The organism is Allosphingosinicella sp. (assembly GCF_036402135.1).
GTDB lineage: Bacteria > Pseudomonadota > Alphaproteobacteria > Sphingomonadales > Sphingomonadaceae > Allosphingosinicella.
On sequence record NZ_DASWTN010000041.1, the window covers coordinates 20,862 to 47,010 of the forward strand.

Here is a 26,149-nt window from a genome sequence, read left to right on the forward strand (position 1 = left end):
TCAAGTCAGGCGGCGCTGCGGGCTCGCACGGCCAGCGCCTCGCGCTTGATATAGAGGCCGCGCTGAGCGGGGTCGGAGACGAACTCGTCCGTCTGGCCAATCACCGTTTCGCCGGCGCCGAGCATCAGCACCGCGTCGTGGCGGGCTGCTTCGGCAAGGCGGCCGAACACCTGCCGCCGGGCGGCGTTCGAGAAATAAAGGAGCACGTTCCGGCAGAGGATGATGTCGAACGGCGCGGCCTGCGGCGGCTTGTCCATCAGGCTGTGCACCTGGAAGCGGACCGACTGCCGAAGCTGATCGGAAATCTGCCACTGCTGCCCCTCCCGTTCCTCGAACCAGCGGATCATCTGCAGGACGGGAAGGCCGCGCTGGACCTCGAACTGGGAATAGAGGCCGCGGCGGGCGCGCTCGATAGCGGAAAGCGAGACGTCGGTGCCGATTATATCGATCTTCCAGTCGGCCCAGCGCGCCGCCTGCTCGGCAAAGCTCATGGCGATCGAATAGACTTCCTGTCCGGTCGAGCAGCCTGCGCACCAGATGCTGATCCGCTTTTCCTGCGCCCGCGCTGCTTCCAGGCGCTTCAGCGGCTCGCCGAGCAATGTATCGAACGGCGTGCGGTCGCGGAAGAAATAGGTTTCGTTGTTGAGCAAAGCCTCAACCACCTGATCGGCAAGCGCCGCCTCACGACCCGTGACGAGGAGGGCGATGAGCTGATCGAGCGTCGCGAGATCGCGCTCGCGCATCAGAGACTTCAGCGCCGTTTCGATGCGCCAGCGACGGCTCATGGTGAGCTGCTGCCCGGTGCGGTTCTCGAGGAGCGAGGCGAGGATGCGGCTGGATACGTCGTTCATACCCGGCCCCTTTCGGCGCGTGCGGCAACCCGGCCGGCAAGATCGGCGGGCGAGAGCACGGCGGAGGCGAGCCCCGCTTCGGCGATAGCCCGCGGCATGCCCCAGACCGCGGAGGTTTCCTCGTTCTGGACGATCACGGCGCCGCCATTGTTGACGAGACGCGTGCTGCCGACGAGGCCGTCACGGCCCATGCCGCTGAAGACGACGCCGAGGCCGGCCTTGCCGTACACCTCGCCCATCGACCAGAGCATCGGATCGGCGGACGGGCGGCAGCCGGAGCTGACTGTCTCGCGGCTGATGCGGACGAATACGTCGCTGCCGGCCCGCTCCAGCTCAATATGGCCTTCGCCGGGGGCGATCAGAATGCGCTCGGGATGAAGCGGCATGCGATCTTCGGCAATGTGCGTGAGGCGGCCGGACGCGGCTTCGATCTGGCGAGCGAAGAAAGGCATGAATACGGGCGGCAGATGCTGCGTGATGAGGATCGGGGCGCCGATCTGGTTCGGCAGCGCGCGCAGGAATTCGCTCAAGGCGTGAAGGCCGCCCGTCGAGGCGCCTAACGCAAGGCAGCCGAGCTTGTGGTCCGGCATGGCGCGGAGTTTCACCGCAGCCGGCTTTGCTGCAGCCGGTGCAGGCGCGGGTGCGGTTTGGACGCCCTGGTCTTCCTCGTCGGAGCCAGCACGGCCGATTGCACGGAGGCGCTGGACCAAAATGTCGGAGAAGCGGCCGGCAAAGCTGTTGGCGCCTGGCTTCGGCAAGGTGTCGGCGGCGCCGAGTGCGAGTGCGCGCACCGTCGTTTCCGCACCTTCCTCGGCCAGCGAGGAGACGATCAGCACCCGGGCGCCGTTGCCGGCACGGAGGATGTCGGGAAGCGCGTCGAGGCCGCTCGTGCCGGGCATTTCGACGTCGAGCAGGACCACGTCCACGCGGACGCTCTTCAGCGCGGCGAGCGCCTCGCCTGCATTGCCAGCGGTGGCGACGATTTCGAAATCTTTATGGGCGGAGATCATCCGCGACAGCACCGACCGGGCGATCTGGCTGTCGTCGACGATCATCAGCCGGATCGGCGCGCGCGAAACGCTCGCCTGATCCGCTCTGTCGGCGGAGCGGCCGGGGATGGCCGCCTGTGCCCGGGTCACGCGACCCCGACGATCTGGAGCTTGCTTTCGAGGGTCTCGCGGTCGAACGGCTTCATCACATATTCGTCGGCGCCGGCATCGATCGCCGCACGGATATGCGCCGCATCATTCTCAGTCGTGCAGAAGACGACCTTGGGCTGGACGGGGTGAGCCGCACTGCGGAGGTTCTTGAGGAACTCCATGCCGCTCATCTTCGGCATGTTCCAGTCGAGCAGGACCACGTCCGGCATCCTGTCGCCGCAGCGGTCGAGAGCCTCCTGGCCGTCCTCCGCCTCGTCCACGTTGAAGTTCAGCGTCTCGAGGATGTGACGCGCAACCTTCCGGATAACCTTGGAATCATCGACTACTAGACAGCTCTTCATGCCCGCTCTCACTTTCACGCAAACTCATAAGGGTAATTGGTAATCACAGTCTTAATCGCGTCATGCGGCCTGTGCGGCAGAGCCGGCCAGCAGCGCCTGGGTGTCGATCAGGAGGAGTAGGTCCCCTTCCGCCTCGACCATGCCCTTGGCAACGCGGCGCCAGCCGCCCGAAAGCGTGGTGCGGACGGGGCGGACCTCGCCGTTCGTCTCCACCACATCCTCGACGCTATCGACGATGAGGGCATAAGGATGCCCATCCGCCTCGACGACGATCGCCTCGCGCAAATCCTTTTCCGAGGCGCGGCCAAGCTCCAGCGAAGCGAAGCAGTCGATGACGGTCAGAACGCGGCTGCGAAGCGCCGACAGGCCGGCGACATGGCGCGCCGCCCGCGGCACCGGCGTCAGGCCTTCCAGCTCGACAACCGATTCGACATCGGCGGCCGGAATGGCGACGCGCTCGCCCGCGATCGTCACGATGAGGAGCAGCTCGGTCATGCCTTCTTCCTTTGCGCGGCACTCTGGGTAAGCGCCGTCAGCAGCCCCGCCCGGTCGTAGCGATAGATGCTGTCGTCATTTTTACCCGAGGCGTCGGGCCGCGTCCGGATCTTGAGCACCTTGCTCTTGGGTCCCTTCGGCGTGTCGCCTTCGGCGCTGGCGATCAGTAGGTCGGCCCCTTCCGCCTCGCTTTCCGGTACGACGCGGTAGCCGGCACTCTCGATGATCGGCTTCAGGATATTCTTCATCCAGGGATCGCTGTCGGGCAGCGCGCAGACCGGCCGCTCGGCGGGGTCGGCGGCGCCGTCCAAATGCATTTCGAAGAGCCAGAAGGGATCCAGCAGCTCGACCTGCTCGCCGTTCACGAGCGTCACGCCCGACACTTCGCCGGGGCTTGCGGCCGGAGTCATCTCCTCTTCGAGGCGAACGATGTCGATCACTTCGCGGAAGCCGTAGGCGACCTCGTTCTCGCCATCGGTTAAACGGAAGATTCGGAGCGTCTCCGCTTCAAGCGCGCTTTCGACACCGGCCAGCGGCAGGATACGTCCGTCTAGCGCAACCCGCATCCGGCCCGCGCTCTTCTGAATCGCGCTTGCCGACACGTCCTCGATCCGCTCGACGACGGCCAGCCGGACCGCGCGCCGCTTACCGTCCAGCGTCCAGAACATCAGCGCCGGCTCTTCCTCCCGCGTTTCAGCGGGCGCGGCAGCCTTGGCGGTCAGCTTTTCGATCTCATTCTGGTCGAGCGTTACGCCGGCCACCGAGGCGATGCCGGACGGGTCCAGCAGCAGGATCGGGCTGCCGTCGTCGGCCAGGGTCGTTCCGGCATAGAGACCGGTCGCCATCACGGCGGGCGCGGCGGGCTTCACCACCAGCTCTTCGTGATCGTGCACGAAATCGACGCCGAGCGCGTAGACGTCGCCGCCGGCCGGCTTCAGGACGATCATATTCTGCTCGTCTTCATTGGCGAGGCTTTCGACCCGCAGCACATCGGAAAGGCCGACGAGCGGCACCTTCTTCTCGCGAATGCTGGCGATGCGCGATCCACCAAGATTTTCGACCTTCACGCTGTTGCCCCGGCTCCGCACGATCTCCTCGATCGCCGAGCGCGGGATGGCGTAGTTCTGCCCGCCCACGCTGACGGTCAGCGCGGGGATGATGGTGAGGGTCAGCGGAACTCGTAGCGTCAGGCGAAGCCCCTGCCCCAGCCTGCTCTCTATATCGACGACGCCGCCAATCCGCTCGATATTGGCGCGGACCACGTCCATCCCGACGCCGCGGCCGGAAATGGCGGTCACTTCCTTCGCGGTGGAAAGACCGGCCTCGAAGATCAAAGCGGTGCGCTGCTGCGGCGACAACCGCTCGCCCTGTTCGGCGGTGAGGATGCCGTTAGCCACAGCCTTCTTAACCAGCTTCTCGCCGTCTATGCCGCGGCCGTCGTCCGCCACTTCGATGAGTATCTGATTGCCGGACTGGCGCGCCGCGACCCGGAGGGTGCCGATCACCGGCTTCTTCGTCTTGGAACGCTCTTCCGGCGCCTCGATGCCGTGATCGATCGCGTTCCGAACGATGTGCGTCAGCGGATCGCGGATCATCTCGATCATCTCGCGGTCAAGTTCGACATCTCCGCCGTCGACCTCCAGCGCCACCTGCTTGCCAAGCTCGCCGGAAAGATCGCGCACCATGCGCGGCAGCGACAGGAAAAGGTTCTCGATCCGCTGCATGCGCGTGCGCGTGATTGCGTCGCGCATCTCTGCGATACAGCCGGAGACGCGCTCGAACGCGGCTTCCACGGCCACGTCGCGCTCCGCCTCGCGGAGACGACGCGCAAGCTCGTTCCGCGCCAGCACCATGTCCGACACGCTGCTCATCATTTGGTCAAGGAGATCGACCGACAGGCGGATGGACCGAAGGCTCTTCCGCCCCTCGCCTACTGCCGCGGCGCCATGCGCCGCCTGCGCTTCGACGGGCTCATGATAGGCTTCCGACAACGCGTTGATCAGCTGCTCGTCATCCCGCGATACCGTCTCGCCGGTCTCCAGCGCCTCGACCAGCTCGCCGATCCGGTCAATCACGGCCAGCACTGCGCTGACGAGGCGATGATCCGCAGCCCGCCGTCCGGCACGTACGTCCGCAAGCACATCCTCGGCTGCATGGCTTAGAGATTCGAGCCGGGGCAGATCGAAGAAGCCGCAATTGCCTTTGACGGTGTGGACGAAGCGGAAAATCTCGTCGAGCCGAGCGCGGTCGTCCGGCGCCGCTTCCCAGGCGACGATCTCCCCGCCCAAGGCCTCGAGCATCTCGCGCGTTTCCGCGATGAATTCCTGAATCAGATCGTCCATTGGGCCCTTGTCCGCACCGGCAGTGGGCCCGCTTATGGCGGCAGATGGTAAAGGACCGGTTTACCGGACCCGAGCCTTTCTCAGGCCGGAAGCGAGGCTCCGAACACGAGCACGCCTTCCTCCCCGTCCGCCACCTGGACCTGGCCGCCGCCATCAGTGACGAGGCAGTGGACGAGCCAGGCCGCCGCGGCGCGGGGGGCGATATCCTCTTCGTTGCAGTCGCCGACCAGCGCCTTCTTAAGCTCGGGATCGATGATGATGCGGCTGCCCTCCGCCCGGACGACGATGTCGATGCCGCTCCCGTGCTTCTCCGCGCCAATCGCGAGGGTTCCGCCGCGCACCAAAGCATCGCCGCCGAGTAGAACGAGGTTCAGGAGCACCTTCAGTGCGGATTTGCTCATCCGCTCCTCGGCTACCATCCAGTCGATGTCGACCTTGCCCTCGGCTCCGAACAGCCCCTCGATCGCTGCCCGCGCCTCGCGCGTCTCGACTTCGTCGCCGAAGCCGCCCGCCGCGCCGAACGCCAGCCGGAAGAATTTCAGCTTGTTCGCCGATGCCCGAGCGCTGTCCGCAAGCAGTTCCAGGCACCGCTCGCGCATTTCCGGGTCGGTCTCGTCCGCCAGCAGCTCCAACCCGTTGTTGAGCGCGCCTACCGGCGACAGGAGATCGTGGCAGAGGCGCGAGCAGAGCAGGCTGGCAAATTCGTAAGACTTCATGGACGGACCCTGTTTACCGGACGTCTTGCCAATAGGCGGTGGGCCGCGGGAGAGGCAAGGCGGCTTGCGCCCATTATCCCCACCTTCCCGATCGGCTCACCCCATATTGGCAAGAAGCAGCTCGGTTTCCGGATCAGGCCGCCGCATGCGCCCGCTTTTGATCCTCCCCTGCTTTCCGGAACAGCCCGGCGGCGAGTAGCCAGAAACCGACGAATAGGAGGCTGAGAATGGCGCCTCTCTGGTCCGCACCGAGGCCGCCCAGCGCCACCGCCGCATGCGCGACGGCCGCCACAGTCATCGCGACGGCCATGCCTGTCGCCCGAAAATGCGCCGCGATCGATCCGACCAGCGCCAGCAGGATCACGCCCAGGAACAGGAAGTTGTAGCTATTGTCCTCGTTCCCGATCATGCCGACCGCGGCGTTCGCCCAGATGGTCAGGAAGGCCGCCGCAAGCGCCGCCGCAACGCCGCCTCGATAGGCCCAGTTGCGTGACATCCGCACTGCCAGCTCGAAGACGCCGCCGACGGTGCCGAACAGGACCGCGGCGAAAACGAAGTCGGTTCCATCCCAGTTGACCTCGTTCGTGAACTGCATTGCGACTGCGGGGAGCAGAAGCAGGAGCGCCGCAATGCTCCACCCCGCTATCCGCCAGGGGCTCCCCCTCCTCGTTTCGATATTTGCCATTGCCTTGCCTCCTTGAATGAGTGAGGCTTTGCCCATGGCGCAAGCGGCGGTGAGCGGCATGAGCAACGTCTGAGGTTTCGCTGATAAATGGATTCCGGCCCGTTCCGCTTCGAAAATTTTGTGCTCGACCCAAGGGACCGCCAGCTGAGGCGTGAGGGCGCGCAGGTTGAGCTCAACGCCCGTTATCTCGACGCGCTCACCCTTTTGGTGGGCGATGCGGGCAAGCTCGTGTCGAAGGACCGGTTCTTGGATGAGGTCTGGCGGGGCGTTCCCGTTACGGACGAAGCGCTCACCCAATGTATCAAGACGCTTCGGCGGCAGCTCGGCGACGATGCCGCGCGCCCCCGCTTCATTGAGACGGTGCCGAAGCACGGCTACCGCTTCATCGCGCCGGTCGAGCGGGCCGATGGTGAAGCCGCAATTCCCGAGGCCGTGCCGTCCCCAGCGGTCGTCGAAGCCGCCCCTCTTTCGCGCTGGCGGCAATTCGGCCTTTTCGCGGGTGCGGGCATTTTAGGCGCGGGCGTCGCCGGTATTATCGGCGGCCTGTTCTACGGCTTTGCGGGGGCCTCACAGCCGCTCGGCGCCGCAGTCGGCGCGGCCTCGGTGCTCCTCGTGCTTCTCTGGCTCACCATTGCCGCGGCCCTGATGGGCGGCGCGGGCGTCAGCGCTGGCATTGCCGCGGCAGGCTTCGGACCCGGCCGCGCTTCGCCTTGGGTGATTGCCGGCGGCGCCTTGGGCGGCCTCTTCACCCTCCTTGGCGGACGATTGATGGGCGGAAGCCTCGACCTCCTCGCCCGCACCTTCCCAGATTCCCGCCTTCGGCTCGATCCGATCTCCGGCCTGTTCGGCGAAAACGGCTTCGGCCCCGTCAGCCAGATCGTGACCGGCACCCTAGAGGGAGCTCTTTTCGCCGGCTGCGTCCTCGGCGCCATGCTGTTGGCGCGGAGGAGTATCAACAGCGTAGGTTAGAACGGCTCTACTCTGGCAAAGCGCCTTCAGTTGGAGCCGCGGCGTTCATGGGCCAATCGAAAATCGTCGCATACTTTCGCGCCTCCCCGAGCAAGGCTGGATCATTTCTCAAGCGGCTTGCTCGATCGTGCAGTTCCCGCGCGAAGCCGCTGTCGAACGTCCGGCCATCGACCGGCTGCAGCCAGTTGACCACCTCCGACCGGGTTTGGCCATTCTTCAGCCCCTCCAGTAGCGCCTGCCGCGCACCAGCCACATCGTTCCTGCAAAGGTGGAAATTCGCTAGAGCCGAGGGATCGACGCGACCACGTGAAATCACGATTGCAGCCGAACTCGCTCCTTCCGTAGCACGTCCAAGCTGCTCGAAGGCGCAAGCTCTATAGAGGTGCAAGGTTGCGGACGCGCCTTGATTTACCTGACCGCCCCACTTGTTCGCTTCGTCCAATGCCGCGTTGAGCTGTTTGACTGCTTCTTCGAAATTGCCCCTGTAAATTTGCAGTCTTGCACGGTTGCCGCTGACATTCAGTGCGTTCGCAAAGCTGCCTGCCGGCCAGATCGCAGAAGCCTTCTGAAACAGGCGGTCGACCTCGTTCCATCGACCTAAACGAGCTAACGCATCGGCGAGGGGTGCGACGATGAATATCAGATCATCGGCGTCTTTGGTGTCGGGGTCGATGGGTTGATCGAAGATTGGAAGAAAAGCTGCCACCATGGTTCTGTCATGGCCCGCTGCTTGAAGCGCCCTAACGTACGCTAGTGCCGCCTCAGCGCTTCGACTCGCTTCCCATTCAGCTCGCGTCTGCTCAAGATAAATGGGCCATTGCTTCTCGAGCCGCTGACCCGCCCAGTCTTCCGCAATCAGACGGATCGGCGCAAATGACTTCTCGCCCAACAGTCGACGGAAGGACGCCGGGGACACGATCCGGGGAACCAGGGCAGAAGCGCCTTTTACATCGCCCTTGCTAAGGCGCTCTTCTATAACGGCCATCGCCATGCGGGAGATCGTGCCGGAGCGGCCGCGTGTCCAACCAGTCTCCAACAAGCGTTCGCCGACCAAGGCCAAGCGTCGCTTATCATTCACTTCACTTAACCGAGTCATGAGCCCGGCCATTTCGTAGTCGTCGAGCAAATTCACGATCGACGGATCAATGCGGCTGGCTCGCAGTACATAGTCAGCAGCAGAACCCGATTGATCCTGATACATGAAAATCTGCGAAGCCAACAGCAAAGGAGCGCTGTATCCCGGCAGAAGGCGGACGCTCTCCAACACGGCCTCTGATGCCTGTGCCGGCTTATCAATACGGAGGGCACTAGCGCGAAAGAATTGAACGAGGCCACGCAATTGCGTCGGCTGGGGAAGCTCACCGAGAATGGCATCAAGTTCCGCGACAGCGTCACCCGGTTCGGCAGCCCCGAAAACCGAGATGAATCGCGCCAACTGCGGGCGCTCCGCAGGCTGCGTTACGTCTTCAGGCTTTGGTAGAGGTATAGCCCGGGCCGGTGTAGCCGCGATAGCCAGACAGGCCACTATCCCAATGAAGGTTTTCAAGAACTCCCCTTCCTTCTTCACCTCACATGAACCAACATGACAATGGCCGCAACAACTTAGAGAAACGGGGAGCAATCGACTGCTTGCCAGTTAAAAGTCGCCCGCCAGCGCATTTATCGACTGCGTCCGGCTCTTGATAACGGCGTTTTCGTCGCCACATCGGTTGTGGAATGACCAGGGGGGTCTCTATTATACGGGCTGAGGTCGCTGCGGACGCGGCGGGGTGGCGGCTGGACCGCGCGCTTGCTGCGGCGGTGCCGACTTTGTCGCGCGAGCGGTTGAAGGCGCTGATTTCCAGCGGCGAGGTGCGCGACGATGCGGGTGCGCAGGTGCGCGATCCTGCCTCGAAGGCGAAGGTCGGTGCCTACGAAGTGCGGGTGCCTGAGCCGCGGCCAGCGCATAACGAACCGCAGGACATCGCGCTCGATATCGTCTTTGAGGACGATCACCTCATTGTCGTCGACAAGCCTGCCGGCATGGTGGTCCACCCGGCTGCGGGCAATCTCGACGGAACGCTGGTGAACGCCCTCCTGCATCATTGCGCGGGGCGGCTTTCCAGCATCGGCGGCGTCGCCCGCCCGGGCATCGTCCACCGGATCGACAAGGATACGTCGGGTCTGCTGGTGGTGGCGAAGACGGACAGGGCGCATGAGGGGCTGTCGGCGCAGTTCGCGAAGCACAGCATCCACCGGCGCTACGAAGCGGTGGTGGCCGGCATTCCGAACCCGCCGGAAGGCAGCGTCGATGCGCCTCTCGCTCGCTCCTCAGTCAACCGCCAGAAGATGGCGATCGTCGAGGGCGGCCGCGGCAAGCGGGCGGTGACGCATTACCGGCTCATCCGCCCCTTGAGAGAGGCTTCGCTGGTCGAATGCAGGCTGGAAACCGGGCGCACACATCAGGTGCGGGTGCATATGACTTCGCTCGGTCATCCGCTCCTCGGCGACCCGGTTTATGGGCGCACCAAAAGCGTTCACCGTGACCTATTAAATCAATTGGAGTTCAAGCGTCAGGCGCTGCATGCTGCGGAACTGGGCTTTCTCCATCCGGTATCGAAAGAAGACTTGACCTTCAAAAGCGCCATCCCGTCCGATATGCAGGAACTGTTAAAGGCGCTTACCGTATAAAAACCAAAGTAGCCGCGCGAGGCATAACGCGTTGGTTACGCAGGGAGAATGAGAGTTTAGTTATGGCAAGCGGCAACAAGACTCCAGCGACGATTCCCGCCATGGGCGGCGAGGCGGGCCTCAACCGCTATCTCGCGGAGATCAAGAAATTCCCGATCCTGGCGCCTGAGGAAGAGTATATGCTCGCCAAGCGCTGGACCGAGCATCAGGACACCGAGGCAGCTGCCAAGCTGGTGAACAGCCACCTGCGTCTCGTTGCCAAGATCGCGATGGGCTATCGCGGCTACGGCCTGCCCGTCTCGGAGCTTATCTCCGAAGGCAATATCGGCCTGATGCAGGGGGTGAAGAAGTTCGAGCCGGATAGGGGCTTCCGCCTCGCCACCTATGCGATGTGGTGGATCCGCGCCTCGATCCAGGAATTCATCCTCCGCTCGTGGAGCCTCGTGAAGATGGGCACCACCGCGGCGCAGAAGAAGCTGTTCTTCAACCTCCGCCGGATGAAGAACCGTATCGAGGCGTTCGAGGAAGGCGATCTTCGGCCCGAGGATGTGGCGCAGATCGCCAAGGATCTCGGCGTGTCCGAGGAAGACGTGATCTCGATGAACCGCCGCATGGCGATGGGCGGCGACACGTCGCTCAACGTCCCGCTCCGCGAGGAGGGCGAGGGCCAGTGGCAGGATTGGTTGGTAGACACCGATCCGCTTCAGGACGAGCGCGTTGCCGAGGCCGAGGAGACCAAGGTTCGCCACGAGCTCCTGATGGAGGCGATGGAGGCCCTGAACGACCGCGAGAAGCACATCCTGACGGAACGGCGCCTCACCGACGATCCGAAGACGCTGGAGGAACTCAGCCAGGTCTACGACGTCAGCCGCGAGCGCATCCGCCAGATCGAGGTCCGCGCCTTCGAAAAGCTCCAGAAGGCGCTCATGAACCTTGCCGGCGAACGGCGGCTCCTTCCCGCGCATTAAGCTTGGCGCGGGGGCGAACCAGAAAAACGAGGCGCGGAGGGTCCGGCCGTATCATCGGCTGGATCGTCCGCGCGATCTTCATCTTCATCGTCGGCAGTATCCTTTGGGTGCTGCTCTACCGCTTCATCCCGCCGCCGATCACCTTCACGCAAATTGGCGACCTGCTCGACGGGCGCAAGCTGTCGCGCGACTGGATGCCGATCGGCCAGATCGACGACGATATGAAGCGGGCGGTGATCGCCGCGGAGGATTCCAAATTCTGCGCCCATAACGGCTTTGATCAGGATGCCATTGCAGAGGCCATGCGGCGCAATGCGAAGGGCGGCTCCGTCATCCGCGGCGGCTCAACGATCAGCCAGCAGACGGCGAAGAACGCCTTTCTGTGGCAGGGCGGCGGCTACTTCCGGAAGGGTCTGGAGGCCTGGTTCACGCTCCTTATCGAGACGCTCTGGACCAAGGAGCGGATCATGGAGGTCTATCTCAACATCGCTGAGACCGGGATCGGCACGTACGGGGTGAATGCGGGCGCGGAGCGCTATTTCAGCAAGGATGCGTCCAACCTCAGCCGTAACGAGGCGGCGCGCATTGCTGCCGTGCTGCCGCTGCCCAAGCGGCGGGAGGCGGTGACGCCGGGCGGCTTCACCCGTCGCTATGGGAACAGCATCGTCTCGCGTATCGGCGTCGTCGCTCGCGACGGCCTCGATGCCTGCCTCTACGAAAGCGGCGACAAAGCCTCGGCGGTGGAGCCGGTGGAGCGGCCTAAAGCCAAGGCTAAGGCTCCAAAGCGCGAGGCGGCTCCGGCGCCTGTCGTATCGCCGGAGACGGAATATGAGACGCCTACGCCAGAACCCTCAGCGCCTCCGGAAGCACCTGAACCGGAGCCGGTTCCGGAAGCGCCGGAGGCGAACGGCTTCTAGAACGGCATTTTAAAGCCGGGCGGGAGTTGGAGTCCGCCGGTGGCTTTCTTCATCGCGTCCTGCGCGGCGATATCGGCCTTGCCGCGGGCGTCGTTGATCGCTGCGGCAATCAGGTCCTCTACCATCTGCTTTTCGGACGGCTGAAGCAGGCTTTCGTCAATGTCGACGTTGATGATCCGGCCCTTGGCGCTGGCCTTCACGCGCACCATGCCGCCGCCCGAAACGCCCTCCACCTCGACATTGTCGAGATCGTTCTGCGCCTTCATCAGCTCGTTCTGAGCATTTTGCGCCATTTTGAGGATGTCATCGAGATTGGGCATTACGCACTCCGTTGGTCATTGACTGTGTAGCTTGAAAGCTCGGCGTCGGGAAAAGCTTCGAACGCGGCCTTGACGATCGGCGCATCCAGCACGGCCTGCCGCAATTTTTCCGCCTCCGCCTTCTCCTGATCGAGCAAAGAGGGCTCCGCCGCCTCGTCGGAGGCGATGACGGTCCATGTTTCGTCCGTCAGCGCCTTCAGCGCGGTCGCAAGGTCGCGGGTGAAGTCGCCCGGCAGCGGCTTGGAGGGACGGATGACGAGCTCCGGCGGCGCGTAACGGACGACGCCGACGAAATCGTGCAGCTGCTGGGCGATGTGCGGCTTGCCGTTCTGCGCCAGCATCTCGACCAGCCCGGCAAAGGCGGCAGGCGCCCTCAGCATCGCCCCCTGCCCGCCATTGGCCGGCGCCGATTGCGGAGCGGCGGCAGGCACGGCTTCGCCGCTAGCCAGCTTCTCCATCAACGTGCCTGGATCAGGAAGCTCAGAAGCATGGATGACGCGGAGCAAGGCCATTTCCGCTGCTTCCAGCGGCATGGCGGCGTTGTTGACCTCGGTTAGGCCCTTCAGGAGCAGCTGCCAGAGCCGGTGAACAGCGGCGTAGGACAGGCGGCTCGCCCAGTCGGCATAGGCCTCCCGCTCCTCCGCGCTCTGCGCGGGGTCCTGCGCGCCGCCTACCTTAGCGCGGGTGATGCCGTGCACGCTTTCGAGAAGGCCGCGGATCAGCGCCGAAGGCTCGACGCCGAGGTCATATTGCTCCTTCACCGCCGCAAGCGCGCCCTGCGCGTCGCCCGACAGGAGCAGGCCCAGAAGCCGCCGGATCGCGCCACGGTCGGACAGGCCGAGCATTGCGCGCACCTGCTCGGCAGTGACGCCGCCGCCCGCGCCATGGGCGATCGCCTGGTCGAGGATGGAGAGGCCGTCGCGCGCGGAGCCTTCGGCAGCGCGGGCAATCAGCGCCAGTGCTTCCGGCTCCACCTCCACGCCCTCCTTTTCGGAGACGGCGGCGAAATGGGCGGCGAGCTGCTCGGCCGAGATGCGACGAAGATCAAAGCGCTGACAGCGCGACAGCACCGTTACCGGCACCTTGTTCACCTCCGTCGTGGCGAACAGGAATTTGACGTGGGCCGGCGGCTCCTCAAGCGTCTTCAGAAGCGCGTTGAACGCATTCTTCGACAGCATGTGGACTTCGTCGATGATGTAGACCTTGTAGCGCGCGGAGACGGCGGCGTAGCGCACCGCTTCGATGATCTCGCGCACGTCGTCGACGCCGGTATGGGAGGCGGCGTCCATTTCGACCACGTCGAGATGGCGGCCTTCGGCAATGGCGCGGCACGGCTCGCACTGGCCGCAGGGATCGATGGTGGGTCCGCCCTGCCCGTCCGGGCCGATGCAGTTTAGTGCCTTCGCGATCAGCCGCGCGGTCGAGGTCTTGCCCACGCCGCGGACGCCGGTGAGCAGGAAGGCATGGGCGAGGCGGTCGCGGCGGATCGCGTTGCCAAGCGTCTGCACCATCGCATCCTGCCCGATCAGCTCGGCAAAGCTCTGCGGCCGGTATTTGCGGGCAAGCACGCGATAAGGCTGCGCCCGCGCCGGCTGCGGGGGCTCGTCGAGGCCGAGGCCGAAGCTGTCGGGAGCGTCGCTCATCGCGAAGCCTCGCGAAAGGTCACACTAAGGTCACACCAAAACGGCGCGGAATCGCCGGCCATATCGGGGCTTTGCGCTGCCGGGGATCTGGAGAAGATGTTCATGGCTTCAACATCGCACCCGGAGTGGCCAGTAGGAAAGCAAAAAGAGCAGGTGGAGCGCGTCGCGGCAGAGCCGCGCGGTCAGACCTCGCGAGGCGAGGCTGGCCGCGCTTGCGCGAAGTCGAATTAGCATCGCCAATTCGTGCTCGCGCTGCGCGGTGGGAGCCGGGACGACCCGTGGCGGATATCGTTACGGCTGCTTCCTTCCGGACCTGACCGGGTTGGCGAACGCCTCGTCCGCCCGACTCCCGCGGCGCATATGGGGGAACGGGCAGCGGTGTGCAAGTCAACGCCACTTTGTGCGGACGTCCACTCCCACAAAGCCGTTATTCGCGCAGTGCTGTTTCTTGTTGAGCATTGGCTATGCGGCCAAAGGCTGGACCACAACGCCGAAGTAATAAGATTAGGGCTTGAGCCTGACAACCTCCGTAACCCAATTCTCCAGCTCTGCCGTATCGGCAATGTCTCCGTTGTATTCAAGCCTTGGTATAAATGGCCCCATTTGCCGCGGTGCGCCTAAGTCCACCGCCTGCTGGGTCGAAAAATAGGAAAGGCCGGACGGGAGCAAGACAGTCCTGTTCTCCATATAATGGGTGTTGGCGTCGGTCGTTTGGCCGACATGGGTTGCACCCATACGGCGTAGGCGATCAGTCACACTGAGGCACGAGCTAAAGCACAGTGAGTCCGTCAGCACGACCATCGTAAACTTGCCCGGCCAGGGCAGAGGGGCGGAAGCCTGCGGTCCACGGGTTTTAGGTTTGCAGGCAACGGGGCCAGAGAAAGACTCACCGTTGGCGACAGCGCGCGTCAATCTGTCGATCTCATCTGACGTTTCTCGCTCATAGTCCTTACCTAGGCGGGGGCCGAACTTCGCCTTGTATTCCTGCAGCGTCTTTATGTTGGCTGGCGATGCGCGCCACAGCTTTGGGCAATCTTCCGCATCTTCGAGACTTCGAATGGCAGCGCGGTACAGGCCGGCACCAAGTAACGCTTCGGCGATTTGGTCGCCGTAGGCGGAGTTGCCCCCGCCGTTGCCGCGCATGTCGAGCACCACAGCGCCCGAGGCGCGAAGCTCGTCTGCCCGCTTCCGCACTTCATCTACCACGGGACCGGCTCTGTCGCCCAGACTCTGCAGCGATATCCATGATCCACCAGCGAACTTTCGAACTCCAAAGCCCGCGGCGCCCGCGCCCGCCGCTGCTCGAAGACGGGGGCTGAGCTCGCTACTCTGCTTCTGGCTCCACTTTATGGATATATTTCGGATATCCTCCCCCTTGGCGAAGGTGCAGCCGCTGATCGGAGTGACGAAGGGGTTGCCATCGTCGATGAGCAGCCAGGGCGCAGCGAGCCTTTGTTGCGCCTGAATTTCCCAAATTGCCTTGAATTGCCCGAGCCGTTCCTTCGCGACTGCCTCGGCGGGGCGGCCGTCGCAGCTTAGCAGTCGATATCCTTTAAGGTCCTCTCCCCCGGGATCCTCGTCGGTAACTATCCAGTCAGAACCCTTGCGGGCCACGATGAAACTGGGCCAATTGAGGAGCTCTCGGCGAAATGCCGGCGTTGATCGGATATGCTTGTCGCCGAAGGAGGTGCCGAACGCGGCGAGCGTGGCGATGTAGCCTTCGTAGTTAGCAACCTTCGCTGCACGCTGTTGCGCCAGCCGATATGCGTCGAGTAGCGCCCGCTGAAATTGGACATCCCCCAGTTCCGGCGCAGCGCCGGGATGATTGTCGCGGAGCAACGCATGAGCTGCGGCAAGATCGCCTAGGGTGAATTCCTGCCAATACTTGCCGAAAGAGGCGGCGTTTTGATCCGGCGCAGCGGCGGCGGTGGTCAGGCCGCAGCCGAGCATCAGAAATCTCGTAAATAGCCGCACAAACCCTCCGAATTACCCGCTGTTGTGGCTGTTTAGTACACAGAGTCTGCTATTGAATTGCAAGAGCTGAGCGATTTGAGTCCCCGTTTCAGCCTCCTTAGTTTCGGAGAACAGCCACCCAACGCAGGCAAGTGTCCGCTTCCTACCTTAGCTGACATCCGATCAGCGCCCCTGCATATTGTGCGACGTGCCGGGGATGCGGACGGTGAGGCTCTGAAGCTTTTCCGTAAGCCAGATTTGGCACGACAGGCGCGAGGTGCGGGTGACGTCGGCGGCGAAGTCTAGCATGTCTTCCTCTTCCTCGCTGGCGGGCGGGAGGCGGTCGAAGTCGGGGGCGTCGACGATGACGTGGCAGGTGGAGCAGGCCATCTGGCCTTCGCAGGTGCCTTCGAGGGGCTGGCCGTCGGCTTGAGCGACTTCGAGCAGGCGCTTGCCGGCGGGGGCATCGACTTCCGAGATGCGGCTGCCGTCGGCGGAGATGAAGCGGACGAGGGTCAAGCAAGGCTCCGCTGGCGTTCGGCGGCGGCGAGGATGAGGTCCAGCGCGTCGTTCAGTTCGTCCTCGGTCGTGTAGCGCCCGAAGCCGAGGCGGATGCTCGATTTGGCCTCCGCGTCGCTGAGGCCGAGCGCGGAGAGGACGTGGCTGGGGCGGCCGGAGCCGCTTGCACAGGCCGAGCCTGCCGAGAAGGCGACTTCCCGCACCTCCGAGATGAGCCGCGCGGCGTCGACGGCTTCGGCGCGGACGTTGAGATTGCCCTTGTAGCGCTGCTCGAACGAGCCGTTGAGGATCCAACCCTGCAGGCGCTCGCGGGCTAGGTCCCATAGCCGCGTCACATGCGCGGCGTCCTCGTCGCGACGGGCGGTGATGAGGCGCGCCGCTTCGCCAAAGCCGATGCAGAGGGCGGGCGAGAGGGTGCCGGAGCGGATGCCGCCTTCCTGGCCGCCGCCGTGAAGCAGGGGCTCGATCTCGACGCCCTTCCTGATCCAGAGCGCCCCGATGCCCTTCGGGCCGTGCACCTTGTGGGCGGAGATCGCCACCATGTCGCAGGCGTGGAAGGGGATCGGCACGCGGCCGAAGCCCTGGACGGCATCGCAAAAGACGAGCGCGCCTTCGGCCCGCGCGATGGCGGATAGCTGCTCGACCGGCTGGATGACGCCGATCTCGTTATTGACGAGCATGGCGGCGATGATGCCGGTGCGCTCGTCAATCTCTTCCTCCGCCTTTTCGAGGTCGACGATGCCGTCCGGCTGCACGGGGAGGAAGGCGATCTCCAGCCCCTCGACCGCCAGCCAGTGGGTCGTGTCAATCACGCAGGCATGTTCGGTGGCAATGGCGAGGGCGCGGGTCTTGCCCTCCTCGAGGTCTGGCACCGCGCCCTTCAGCGCCCAGTTGGCTGCTTCGGTGGCGCCGGAAGTGAAGTAGAGATTGCCTTCCTCCGCGCCGGGGCCGAGCGCGTCCATAATGTAGCCGCGGGCGACGTCGATCGCGGCGGAGGCTTCGCGGCCCATGCGGTAGGGGCTGTGGGGATTGCCGAAATTGGTTTCGATCCACGGCCGCATCGCTGCAGCGGCTTCGGGCGCGAGCGGCGTCGTCGCCTGATAGTCGAGATAGATCATGCGGCCCGGCGCTTTCCTGCCATTTCGGTCCAGTGGGCGGCGAAGCGGTCGACCTCTTCTTCGGTGGTGGAGGGGCCGAAGCTTACGCGGACGACCTCGCGGGCCGCGTCTTCGGACCAGCCCAGGGCGGCAAGCACATGGCTGGATTTGAGGCTGCCCGAGGAGCAGGCGCTGCCGGCCGAGACGGAGATGCCGGCCATGTCGAACTGGATCAGCTGCGCGTTCGAGGGAACGCCGGGCATGCGGTAGGCGCCGATGGTGGCGATGCGGGGAGAGGATGCGCCGACTACTTCTCCGCCTGCGGCAAGGATCGCACTCTCCAGTCTTGTACGGAGGGTCACAGCGCGATCCATCCAGGCTGAACCTGTCTCGAGCGCAACGGCCATGCCGATGATGCCGGGCAGGTTCTCGGTTCCAGTGCGGTAGCCCTGCTCCTGCCCGCCGGTGGCGCCGACCAGGCCGTAGTCGCGAAGGAGAAGCGCGCCAACGCCGGGCGGGCCGCCGAACTTGTGGGCGGAGATGGCGATCATGTCGGCTTCGGGAAGCGGCAGCTTGCCTGCGGTCTGGGCGCAGTCGGCGAGGAGAAGGCCGCCTTTGTTTCGGACAGCTACGAGAATTGAGTCGAGCGGCTGCAGAATGCCGGTTTCGTTGTTGGCATGTTGGACCGCCACCAGTGGCTGCTGCCCCTGCACCGGGGTGAGGTCTACGAGGCCCTCGCTGACCACCGGCAGCTTCACCGCGTCCGGCGCGGCGCGGAATACGGCGTCATGCTCGACGGCCGAAACGAAGCGCGGGCCGGCAACAACCCTTTGCAGCGCTATGCCGAGGGCTTCGCTGGCGCCGCTCGTGAAGACGATCTTGCCGCCCCAGCCGAGCGCGGCAACGATGCGGGCACGGGCGTCTTCAAGCGCCGCCTTTGCCGCCCTTCCCTCCGCATGCGGCGAGCTGGGATTGTGCCAGCGGGCAAGCGCCTCGGCCATCGCCTCGCGCGCCGCCGGCAGGACCGGCGTCGTCGCGGCAGGATCGAGGTAGATGCGGGACAAGGCGGATTCCCAACGATTGCGAAGCGGTGCCGGCGCTCTATATAGGTCCGTCCGCGCGGACCGCCACGCGCATCATCCTGAAGCCCCCAAAGGTGCAATGCCCGAAGTCATTTTTCCAGGGCCCGAGGGCCGTCTAGAAGGCCGTTTCAGCCCAGGTCCGCGCCCCCGAGCGCCGGTCGCGATGATCCTTCATCCGCACCCGCAGGCGAACGGCACGATGAACAACCATATCGTGCAGGCGCTCTACAAGACGTTCGTGCGGCGCGGCTTTGCAACGCTTCGCTTCAATTTCCGCGGCGTCGGCAAGAGCCAGGGCGTGTTCGACAACGGCATCGGCGAATTGTCGGATGCGGCGTCGGCGCTCGACTGGGTGCAGCAGATTCACCCGGAAGCGGAGCAGACCTGGATCGGCGGCGTCAGCTTCGGCGCGTGGATCGGCATGCAATTGCTGATGCGGCGGCCGGAAGTGCGCGGCTTCATCTCGATCGCGCCGCCGGCAAACCTCTACGATTTCACCTTCCTCGCCCCCTGCCCTTCGTCCGGCATCATCATCCAGGGCGAGGCGGACGAGGTGGTGACGCCAAGCGCGGTCCAGAAGCTGGTCGATAAGCTGCGGACCCAGCGGCACATCACCATCCACCACGACACCATCCCGGGCGCGAACCATTTCTTCGTCAACGAAATGCCGCAGCTGATGAAGTCGGTGGACGACTATCTCGACTTCCGCCTCGATCCGAGCTGCCCGATCAAATAGTCCAGACCAGCACGTTGCCGAGCATCACCAGAGCGGCGACGAGCATCAGCAGGCCCTTCTTGGTCTCGCGGCGTCGGGCGATCAGCCACATTCCGCCTCCGCCCAAGGCGAAGGCAGCGATTACCATGACGGATAGCAGAGTGGCGGCCATGGCCGCTCCCTGACACGAATGGAGCGTCCGGGAAAGATGGGCGTCCTGCGTCTTGGGTTTGCCACGATTGGCTGGTAAGCGGCCCGCCATGCTGACCATCAACGGAATCACGGTGCGCCTCGGCGGGCGTACGATCCTCGACCGCGCCACGGCCGCGATCCGGCCGAAGAGCCGTGTCGGCCTGATCGGACGCAACGGGGCTGGCAAGTCGACTTTGATGAAGGTGATGATCGGGCAGATCGATCCGGACGAAGGGAATGTTGAAATGCCGCGGCGGACGCGGCTCGGCTATATCGCGCAGGAAGCGCCGAGCGGGTCCGCAACGCCGTTCGAGACGGTGCTTGCCGCCGACATCGAGCGCGCGCAGCTGATGGAGGAAGCCGAGACCTGCGCGGACATGCACCGGCTGGGCGACGTTCACGAGAGGCTGCTGGCGATCGATGCCTATGGCGCGCCGGCGCGGGCGTCGCGGATCCTGCTCGGACTCGGCTTCGACGAGGAGATGCAGGCACGGCCGCTCGACAGCTATTCCGGCGGCTGGAAGATGCGCGTGGCGCTCGCTGCCCTTCTTTTCTCCGAGCCCGACGTGCTGCTGCTCGACGAGCCGTCGAACCACCTCGACCTCGAAGCCACGTTGTGGCTGGAGAATTTCCTGAGGGAGTATCCCGGCACGCTGGTGGTGATCAGCCACGAGCGCGACCTTCTGAACAACGTGGTCGACACCATCCTCCACCTCGATCGGGGCAAGATTACGCTCTATGCGGGCGGCTACGACGATTTCGAGCGGCAGCGGGCGGAACGCGCCGCGCAGATCGCCGCGGCCAAGGCTTCGCAGGATGCTCAGCGGGCGCGGCTTCAGGACTATATCGCGCGGAACAGCGCCCGCGCCTCGACGGCCAAGCAGGCGCAATCGCGGGCCAAGATGCTCGCCAAGATGCAGCCGATCGCCGCGATGGCGGAGGATCCGAGCCTTAGCTTCGCTTTTCCGAGCCCGAGCGAGCTGAAGCCGCCGCTGATCACGCTCGACATGGCCGCGGTTGGCTATGCGGACGCGAAGCCCGTGCTGCGTTCGCTGAACCTCCGGATCGATCCTGACGACCGGATCGCGCTACTGGGCCGCAACGGCAACGGCAAGACCACGCTCGCCCGCCTGCTCGCCGCGCAGTTGCCGCCGATGGAGGGCGCGGTGAACGCGTCGGGCAAGATGCGCGTCGGCTATTTCACCCAATATCAGGTCGAGGAGCTGCACGGGGACGAGACGCCGCTCCAGCACATGAACCGAGCCATGGAAGGCCAGACGCCGGGTGCGGTCCGGGCGCAGCTCGGGCGGTTCGGCTTTTCAGGCGACAAGGCGACGACGCCGACGAGCAAGCTTTCCGGCGGCGAACGGGCGCGGCTGGCGCTGGCTCTGATCACCCGCGATGCGCCGCATTTGCTGATCCTCGACGAGCCGACCAACCACCTCGACGTCGATGCGCGCGAGGCGCTCGTCCAGGCGCTGAACGACTATGACGGCGCGGTCATATTGATCAGCCACGACCGGCACATGGTCGAGCTGACGGCGGATCGGCTGGTGCTCGTGGAGAATGGCGCCGCGGTCGATTATCCGGGCAGCATCGACGATTATATCGACTTCGTGCTGGGCCGTAACCAGCCGAAGGCAGAAGCGGCCGCGAAGCCGGTGAAGCTGGATCGCAAGGCCGCGGCCAAGGCGCGTGACGAAGCCCGCGCGCTAAAGAAAGCCGCTTCGGAGGCCGAGGCGGAAAGCGCGCGGCTGGCCGCGGAATGCTCCGCGATCGACCGGGCGATGTTCGATCCCGCCGGCGCGGACCCGAAGCTTGCCGCCCTGCCGATGAGCGAGCTTTCCCGCAAGCGGGCGAAGGTTGCGGCCGAACTGGCGCTTGCCGAAGCGCGCTGGCTGGAAGTGAGCGAGCAGCTCGAGCAGCAGGCGGCCTAAGCGTTTTTACGCTGGATTAACCCTGCCGCTTTATTCTGGCGTCCATGGGTGACTCACTGCGCCAGCCGAGCATCGACGAAGCTTTCGAGCGGATCGAAGAGACAATCCTGCCCAGTATTTCGATGATGCTGGACACGCTGCTGGACGCCGCGACGCTGGGTAAGCCCGGCGTTGATGCCGACATTTATGCGGCCGAACTCCGCACCATCGGCCTGCAGCTCGAGGAGCTGACGCGGCAGGTGGAGGCAATGTCCCTGCCGAGGAACGGCGACAGCGGCTATCGGGCGGCCTCCGTCGCCTGACGCTGGATGATCTCCGCGTAGAGCAGCGGATCCACATTCCCGCCTGACAGGATCACCGCCGTCCGCTCGGTGACGGCGCCCGCCTTCCCTGCAAGCACCGCCGCAAGCGCGACAGCACCGCCGGGCTCCACCACCAGCCGCAGCTCCCGCATGGCGAAGGCCATGGCTTGCTCGATCTCGGCCTCCGTGACGGACACGCCCCTCGCACCGCTCTTCCGGAGGGCGCCGAAGGTGAGCGGCGACACCAGTTTCGTCTGGAGCGCATCGCAGCGCGTGACAGGTGCGTCGTCCGGCACCGGCACGATCTCGCCGCCCGCCAGAGAGCGGGCCATGTCGTCCCACCCTTTCGGCTCGACGGTGACGACCTCCGCCTCAGGGAGGGCCAGCGCGATCCCTGCGGAAAGCCCGCCGCCGCCGCAGCAGACCAGCACCTTGTCGGGGCGGGCGCCGGTCAACGCCCGCATCTGCTCGCCAAGCTCGACGCCGGCGCTCCCCTGCCCCTCGATAATGTCCACGTCGTCGAAGGAAGGAACGACGGTCGCGCCGGTTTCCGCCCCGATCTGCGCCGCGATCTCCTCGCGGCTCTCCTTCATCCGGTCATATTCCACGATCCTGGCACCCGCGCGGAGCGTCGCGTCCCGCTTCACCGCCGGAGCGTCTGCGGGCATGACGATGGCCGCAGCGATGCCGAGCCGCGCTGCCGCCAGCGCTACGCCCTGCGCGTGATTGCCCGAGGAGAAGGCGACGACGCCGCGCGCGCGTTCATCGTCGCTGAGCTGCAGAAGCCGGTTGGTGGCACCCCGAAGCTTGAAGCTGCCGCCGCGCTGAAGGCACTCCGCCTTGGCCCAGAGCCGCCGCCCCTGCCATTCAAAAGGCAGAATCGGCGTTTTCACCACCTCCCCCGCGATACGTTTCGCCGCTTCTATGACACCATCCGGCGTCGGCTCTCTCTCGTGCATGGGATTCGGCTCATCTCTCTGAGGCTAAAGGGAAATAGCAAAAGTCTTTACAGCGAGGTTACAGGCACATATATCGCTCCCCGCTGCCCCAAGGGGACTTCCAATAACCGCAAGGCAGCCTTTGTCGCCACTACCCTTTGGAGGTCCCTTGAATTGCACAGCCATCATAACGCGCTGGGGCTAGCTGCCGCCCTCCGACCGGTTCAGCCGGTCACGCTCATCCGTCCGCACGCCGCACAGCGCGCCGCCCGCTACTTCGTTGAGAGGTTTCCGGGGAAGTCGCTCTATGCCGTGAAGGCCAATCCCTCGCCGGACCTTCTGAAGGTCCTTTGGGAGAGCGGGATCACGCATTACGACGTTGCCTCGATTGCCGAGGTGCGGCTTGTCGCCCGGACGCTGCCGGAAGCGATGCTGTGCTTCATGCACCCGGTGAAGGCCGAGGAAGCGATCGAGGAAGCCTATTTCACGCACGGCGTTCGCACCTTCTCGCTCGACACGATGGACGAGCTTGAGAAGATCGTGCGCGCGACGAACGGCGCGACCGACCTCAACCTCTGCGTCCGCATCCGCGTGTCTTCGGATCATGCGAAGCTGAGCCTTGCGTCGAAGTTCGGAGCTGAGCCCGGCGAGACCAAGGACCTGCTGATGGCGGCCCGCCAGGCGGCGGACGCGCTCGGCATCTGCTTCCATGTCGGCAGCCAGGCGATGACGGCGGCTGCATACGGCGAAGCGATGGCGCGCGTGCGCGCTGCGATCGTCGAAGCGGCGGTCACGGTCGACATCGTCGATGTCGGCGGCGGCTTCCCGTCCACCTATCCAGGCATGGAGCCCCCGCCGCTCGAAACCTATTTCGAGGTGATCCACAACGCGTTCGAGAGCCTGCCGATTTCCTATTCGGCGGAGCTTTGGTGCGAGCCCGGCCGGGCGCTGTGTGCTGAATATGCGAGCGTGCTCGTCCGCGTGGAGAAGCGTCGCGGCGACGAGCTCTATATCAATGACGGCGCGTATGGCGCGCTGTTCGATGCGGCGCATATCGGCTGGCGCTTTCCGGTGAAGCTCGTCCGCGAAGAGGCTTCGGACGCCCGCGACATGGCGTTCAGCTTCTACGGGCCGACCTGCGACGATCTCGATCACATGACCGGGCCGTTTCTGTTGCCAGCGGACGTTCAGGCCGGGGATTATATAGAGATCGGCATGCTGGGTGCCTACGGCTCCGCCATGCGCACCGGCTTCAACGGCTTCGGCTCAGACCTGACGGTCATCGTCGAGGACGAGCCGATGGCGTCGCTTTACGGCGTTTCGGAGGAACGGCGCACCGCGTCCAACGTCGTCCAGCTGTAGGCGGACTGATAGAATACAGGCTTCCTCTCCTCCTTCGGGAGGAGAGACGACGGGTTTCCGCGTCCCCTCGAACGACGGCGGTTCATTGTGAAGTGATGGAAAAACAGATGAACGACCAGTCAAAGATCAACGACACGCGCAAGCAGGAGTTGCTGTCTAACGTCGTCGAGCATATCGACATCAAGAGCTTCGACGCGCGCCCGATCGTGGACGCGATGAAGAAGATGAGCTTTTCGAGCCGCGACACCGGCCGGGCCGCCGAGCTTTACAACACCATGCTTGCCGATCCGGACTGCTCGGTGATCCTCGTGGTCGCTGGATCGACGTCGGCCGGCGGCTGCATGGATCTCTACACCGACCTCGTGAAGCACAATATGGTGGACGCGATCGTCGCCACCGGCGCCACGATCGTCGACATGGATTTCTTCGAAGCGCTTGGCCACAAGCATTATCAAGCGCTTGAAATCCCTGACGACGATACGCTCCGTTCGCTCTACATCGATCGCATCTACGACACCTATATCGATGAAGAGAAGCTGCAGGAGACCGATCACACGATCGGCGACATCGCCAACAGCCTGGAGCCGCGCCCCTATTCGTCGCGTGAGTTCATCCGGGAGATGGGCAAGTGGCTGCAGACGCACGGCAAGAAGGAGAACAGCCTCGTCAAGCTCGCCTACGAGCATGACGTGCCGATCTTCTGCCCAGCCTTCACCGACAGCTCGGCGGGCTTCGGCCTTGTCAAGCATCAGGTGGACGCGATGAAGGCGGGACGCAGCTACCTCACCATCGACAGCATCGCGGACTTCCGCGAGCTGACGGACATCAAGATCAAGGCGGGCACGACGGGCCTGCTGATGATCGGCGGCGGCGTTCCGAAGAACTTCGTGCAGGATACGGTCGTCTGCGCGGAGATCCTCGGCCACGAGGATGTCGAGGTCCACAAGTACGCGGTGCAGATCACCGTCGCCGACGTCCGCGACGGCGCCTGCTCCTCCTCGACGCTTCAGGAGGCGGCTTCGTGGGGCAAGGTGTCTACCGCGATGGAGCAGATGGTGTTCGCCGAAGCGACCACCGTCCTGCCGCTGATCGCGTCCGATGCCTATCATCGCGGCCACTGGAAGAACCGCGTGAAGCGCGCGTTCGGCAAGATGTTCGACTGAGATTGACGAACTGAACAACGGGAAGCACCTTCCCCGGCTCAACCGGGGGAGGTGCTTTTTTCATGGATCAAGTCAGTCCAATATTGGGACCGGTGGTGGCGCTCGTCGCCTGGTCGCTCGTCATGATGCTGTGGATGTACGCGGTGCGCTTTCCGGCGATGAAGCGGAAGGGGATCAGCCTCAAAGGCCGCGTCGGCAGCAAGACCGGGAGCCTCGAAGGGGTGGTCGAGGACCAGGTGAACTGGAAGGCGCACAACTACAATCACCTGATGGAGCAGCCGACGCTCTTCTACGCGGTCGCGCTGGCGCTCGCACTGATGGACCGCGGCGACGGCATTAATCTTTGGCTCGCTTGGGCCTATGTCGCCTTCCGCATCGCCCATAGCCTCGTGCAGGCGACCGTGAATGTGGTCCGTTGGCGCTTCATATTGTTCGTTGGAGCATCACTCGCGCTCATCGGCCTTACCGTCCACGCAGGCGCGGTGCTGATAAGGACGCTGTAATGCCGTTATGAGCGGGTAGACACCAAAGTGGACTTATCTCGCCTTGCCACGCGCGGAGGGAATGGCAGCCTTGGTCCCAAGGGGTGGGGCATGCGCGACGACTTCGAACCGACGTACCATGGCGCAAAGGTCGTTCGCGCGACGTTAGCAGCGGTTCTCGTGTCGCTGCCTTTGTGGCTGTTCCTGATTTGGCTTTTGAGCTGATGCGCTGAACCAAGAGCGGAGAATGGCGCGCCCGAAAGGATTCGAACCTCTGACCCCCAGATTCGTAGTCTGGTGCTCTATCCAGCTGAGCTACGGGCGCGCGAG

Annotated in this window: 25 protein-coding genes, 1 tRNA gene, 1 other RNA gene and 1 pseudogene; 10 read left to right on the forward strand and 18 right to left on the reverse strand. The window is 64.5% G+C overall.

Translation table 11 applies throughout. The annotated features are described in order from the left end of the window. Nucleotides 1-5 precede the first annotated feature (5 nt). From VGD10_RS11815 to VGD10_RS11845, 7 genes are all read right to left on the reverse strand, one after another. Nucleotides 6-851 carry a protein-glutamate O-methyltransferase CheR gene (locus tag VGD10_RS11815; protein ID WP_331041020.1) on the reverse strand — a complete coding sequence of 282 codons (846 nt, stop codon included), beginning with the start codon at nt 849-851 and terminating at the stop codon, nt 6-8. Further along, the gene (cheB, locus tag VGD10_RS11820; RefSeq protein ID WP_331041021.1) at nt 848-1,990 is read right to left on the reverse strand and encodes a chemotaxis-specific protein-glutamate methyltransferase CheB; all 1,143 of its coding nucleotides are present in this window, start codon (nt 1,988-1,990) and stop codon (nt 848-850) included. Before cheB ends, VGD10_RS11815 begins: the two co-directional genes overlap by 4 nt. After that, nucleotides 1,987-2,352: a response regulator gene (locus VGD10_RS11825; protein ID WP_331041022.1), complete on the reverse strand. Its 366-nt coding sequence runs from the start codon at nt 2,350-2,352 to the stop codon at nt 1,987-1,989. The genes cheB and VGD10_RS11825 overlap by 4 nt, the downstream gene beginning before the upstream one ends. A 60-nt stretch (nt 2,353-2,412) precedes the next feature. Then, on the reverse strand, nt 2,413-2,847 hold the full coding sequence (locus VGD10_RS11830; RefSeq protein WP_331041023.1) for a chemotaxis protein CheW: 435 nt from the start codon (nt 2,845-2,847) through the stop codon (nt 2,413-2,415). Further along, on the reverse strand, nt 2,844-5,189 hold the full coding sequence (locus VGD10_RS11835; RefSeq protein WP_331041024.1) for a chemotaxis protein CheA: 2,346 nt from the start codon (nt 5,187-5,189) through the stop codon (nt 2,844-2,846). The genes VGD10_RS11830 and VGD10_RS11835 overlap by 4 nt, the downstream gene beginning before the upstream one ends. An 80-nt stretch (nt 5,190-5,269) precedes the next feature. After that, complete coding sequence (locus VGD10_RS11840; RefSeq protein WP_331041025.1) at nt 5,270-5,905, reverse strand: histidine phosphotransferase family protein; 636 nt, start codon at nt 5,903-5,905, stop codon at nt 5,270-5,272. Nucleotides 5,906-6,038: 133 nt separating this feature from the next. Further along, on the reverse strand, nt 6,039-6,590 hold the full coding sequence (locus tag VGD10_RS11845; protein ID WP_331041026.1) for a hypothetical protein: 552 nt from the start codon (nt 6,588-6,590) through the stop codon (nt 6,039-6,041). A 120-nt stretch (nt 6,591-6,710) separates the two neighbouring features. On the opposite strand from VGD10_RS11845, the gene VGD10_RS11850 reads away from it, so the two are divergent. Continuing rightward, nucleotides 6,711-7,559 (forward strand): transcriptional regulator, encoded by an 849-nt coding sequence (locus tag VGD10_RS11850; RefSeq protein ID WP_331041027.1) that lies wholly within the window; start codon nt 6,711-6,713, stop codon nt 7,557-7,559. A 7-nt stretch (nt 7,560-7,566) separates the two neighbouring features. On the opposite strand, the gene VGD10_RS11855 is transcribed toward VGD10_RS11850, so the two are convergent. Further along, entirely contained in the window at nt 7,567-9,105 is a 1,539-nt protein-coding gene (locus tag VGD10_RS11855) for a tetratricopeptide repeat protein (RefSeq protein ID WP_331041028.1), read from the reverse strand. A 170-nt stretch (nt 9,106-9,275) separates the two neighbouring features. Between VGD10_RS11855 and VGD10_RS11860 the strand changes: the two genes are divergently transcribed. From VGD10_RS11860 to mtgA, 3 genes and pseudogenes are all read left to right on the forward strand, one after another. Continuing rightward, nucleotides 9,276-10,229: an RluA family pseudouridine synthase gene (locus tag VGD10_RS11860; RefSeq protein WP_331041029.1), complete on the forward strand. Its 954-nt coding sequence runs from the start codon at nt 9,276-9,278 to the stop codon at nt 10,227-10,229. Between the two features lie 62 nt (nt 10,230-10,291). Beyond that, complete coding sequence (rpoH, locus tag VGD10_RS11865; RefSeq protein WP_331041030.1) at nt 10,292-11,197, forward strand: RNA polymerase sigma factor RpoH; 906 nt, start codon at nt 10,292-10,294, stop codon at nt 11,195-11,197. 2 nt (nt 11,198-11,199) lie between these two features. Continuing rightward, nucleotides 11,200-11,910 (forward strand): annotated as a pseudogene (gene mtgA / locus VGD10_RS11870) (monofunctional biosynthetic peptidoglycan transglycosylase); the annotation flags it as partial. A gap of 200 nt (nt 11,911-12,110) precedes the next feature. Here mtgA and VGD10_RS11875 read toward each other — a convergent pair. From VGD10_RS11875 to VGD10_RS11905, 7 genes are all read right to left on the reverse strand, one after another. Further along, on the reverse strand, nt 12,111-12,434 hold the full coding sequence (locus VGD10_RS11875; protein WP_331041031.1) for a YbaB/EbfC family nucleoid-associated protein: 324 nt from the start codon (nt 12,432-12,434) through the stop codon (nt 12,111-12,113). Then, the gene (locus VGD10_RS11880) at nt 12,434-14,077 is read right to left on the reverse strand and encodes a DNA polymerase III subunit gamma/tau (RefSeq protein WP_331041032.1); all 1,644 of its coding nucleotides are present in this window, start codon (nt 14,075-14,077) and stop codon (nt 12,434-12,436) included. The genes VGD10_RS11875 and VGD10_RS11880 overlap by 1 nt, the downstream gene beginning before the upstream one ends. A gap of 257 nt (nt 14,078-14,334) precedes the next feature. After that, an RNA gene (gene ffs, locus VGD10_RS11885) (signal recognition particle sRNA small type) lies at nt 14,335-14,429 on the reverse strand. Between the two features lie 152 nt (nt 14,430-14,581). Beyond that, nucleotides 14,582-16,051, reverse strand: coding sequence for a S41 family peptidase (locus VGD10_RS11890; RefSeq protein WP_331041033.1), 1,470 nt, complete (start codon nt 16,049-16,051; stop codon nt 14,582-14,584). Nucleotides 16,052-16,213: 162 nt separating this feature from the next. Then, entirely contained in the window at nt 16,214-16,549 is a 336-nt protein-coding gene (locus VGD10_RS11895; RefSeq protein WP_331041034.1) for a 2Fe-2S iron-sulfur cluster-binding protein, read from the reverse strand. Then, nucleotides 16,546-17,667, reverse strand: coding sequence for a cysteine desulfurase family protein (locus tag VGD10_RS11900; protein WP_331041035.1), 1,122 nt, complete (start codon nt 17,665-17,667; stop codon nt 16,546-16,548). The genes VGD10_RS11895 and VGD10_RS11900 overlap by 4 nt, the downstream gene beginning before the upstream one ends. Beyond that, on the reverse strand, nt 17,664-18,710 hold the full coding sequence (locus VGD10_RS11905) for a cysteine desulfurase family protein (protein ID WP_331041036.1): 1,047 nt from the start codon (nt 18,708-18,710) through the stop codon (nt 17,664-17,666). The genes VGD10_RS11900 and VGD10_RS11905 overlap by 4 nt, the downstream gene beginning before the upstream one ends. Nucleotides 18,711-18,807: 97 nt before the next feature. On the opposite strand from VGD10_RS11905, the gene VGD10_RS11910 reads away from it, so the two are divergent. After that, a complete protein-coding gene (locus VGD10_RS11910) occupies nt 18,808-19,464 on the forward strand; it encodes an alpha/beta hydrolase (protein ID WP_331041037.1) in 657 nt (218 codons plus the stop codon). Here the strand turns inward: VGD10_RS11910 and VGD10_RS11915 are convergent. Then, the gene (locus tag VGD10_RS11915; protein ID WP_331041038.1) at nt 19,457-19,615 is read right to left on the reverse strand and encodes a hypothetical protein; all 159 of its coding nucleotides are present in this window, start codon (nt 19,613-19,615) and stop codon (nt 19,457-19,459) included. The two genes, VGD10_RS11910 and VGD10_RS11915, sit on opposite strands and share 8 nt — an antisense overlap. A gap of 88 nt (nt 19,616-19,703) precedes the next feature. Between VGD10_RS11915 and VGD10_RS11920 the strand changes: the two genes are divergently transcribed. After that, the gene (locus VGD10_RS11920; protein WP_331041039.1) at nt 19,704-21,572 is read left to right on the forward strand and encodes an ABC-F family ATP-binding cassette domain-containing protein; all 1,869 of its coding nucleotides are present in this window, start codon (nt 19,704-19,706) and stop codon (nt 21,570-21,572) included. A gap of 44 nt (nt 21,573-21,616) precedes the next feature. Beyond that, nucleotides 21,617-21,874, forward strand: a complete 258-nt coding sequence (locus VGD10_RS11925; protein WP_331041040.1) for a hypothetical protein — start codon at nt 21,617-21,619, stop codon at nt 21,872-21,874. On the opposite strand, the gene VGD10_RS11930 is transcribed toward VGD10_RS11925, so the two are convergent. Continuing rightward, entirely contained in the window at nt 21,850-22,833 is a 984-nt protein-coding gene (locus VGD10_RS11930; protein WP_331041041.1) for a threonine/serine dehydratase, read from the reverse strand. The genes VGD10_RS11925 and VGD10_RS11930 overlap by 25 nt on opposite strands. A 153-nt stretch (nt 22,834-22,986) precedes the next feature. Here VGD10_RS11930 and VGD10_RS11935 point away from each other — a divergent pair, with 153 nt between their 5' ends. The 3 genes from VGD10_RS11935 (at nt 22,987) to VGD10_RS11945 (ending at nt 25,840) form a co-directional block, all read left to right on the forward strand. Continuing rightward, nucleotides 22,987-24,174 (forward strand): type III PLP-dependent enzyme, encoded by a 1,188-nt coding sequence (locus tag VGD10_RS11935; protein ID WP_331041042.1) that lies wholly within the window; start codon nt 22,987-22,989, stop codon nt 24,172-24,174. A 107-nt stretch (nt 24,175-24,281) separates the two neighbouring features. Next, nucleotides 24,282-25,337 carry a 1,9-bis(guanidino)-5-aza-nonane synthase gene (locus VGD10_RS11940; protein ID WP_331041043.1) on the forward strand — a complete coding sequence of 352 codons (1,056 nt, stop codon included), beginning with the start codon at nt 24,282-24,284 and terminating at the stop codon, nt 25,335-25,337. A gap of 62 nt (nt 25,338-25,399) precedes the next feature. Next, nucleotides 25,400-25,840 (forward strand): MAPEG family protein, encoded by a 441-nt coding sequence (locus tag VGD10_RS11945; RefSeq protein WP_331041044.1) that lies wholly within the window; start codon nt 25,400-25,402, stop codon nt 25,838-25,840. A gap of 227 nt (nt 25,841-26,067) precedes the next feature. Here VGD10_RS11945 and VGD10_RS11950 read toward each other — a convergent pair. Further along, nucleotides 26,068-26,144, reverse strand: a tRNA-Arg gene (locus tag VGD10_RS11950). Nucleotides 26,145-26,149 lie beyond the last annotated feature (5 nt).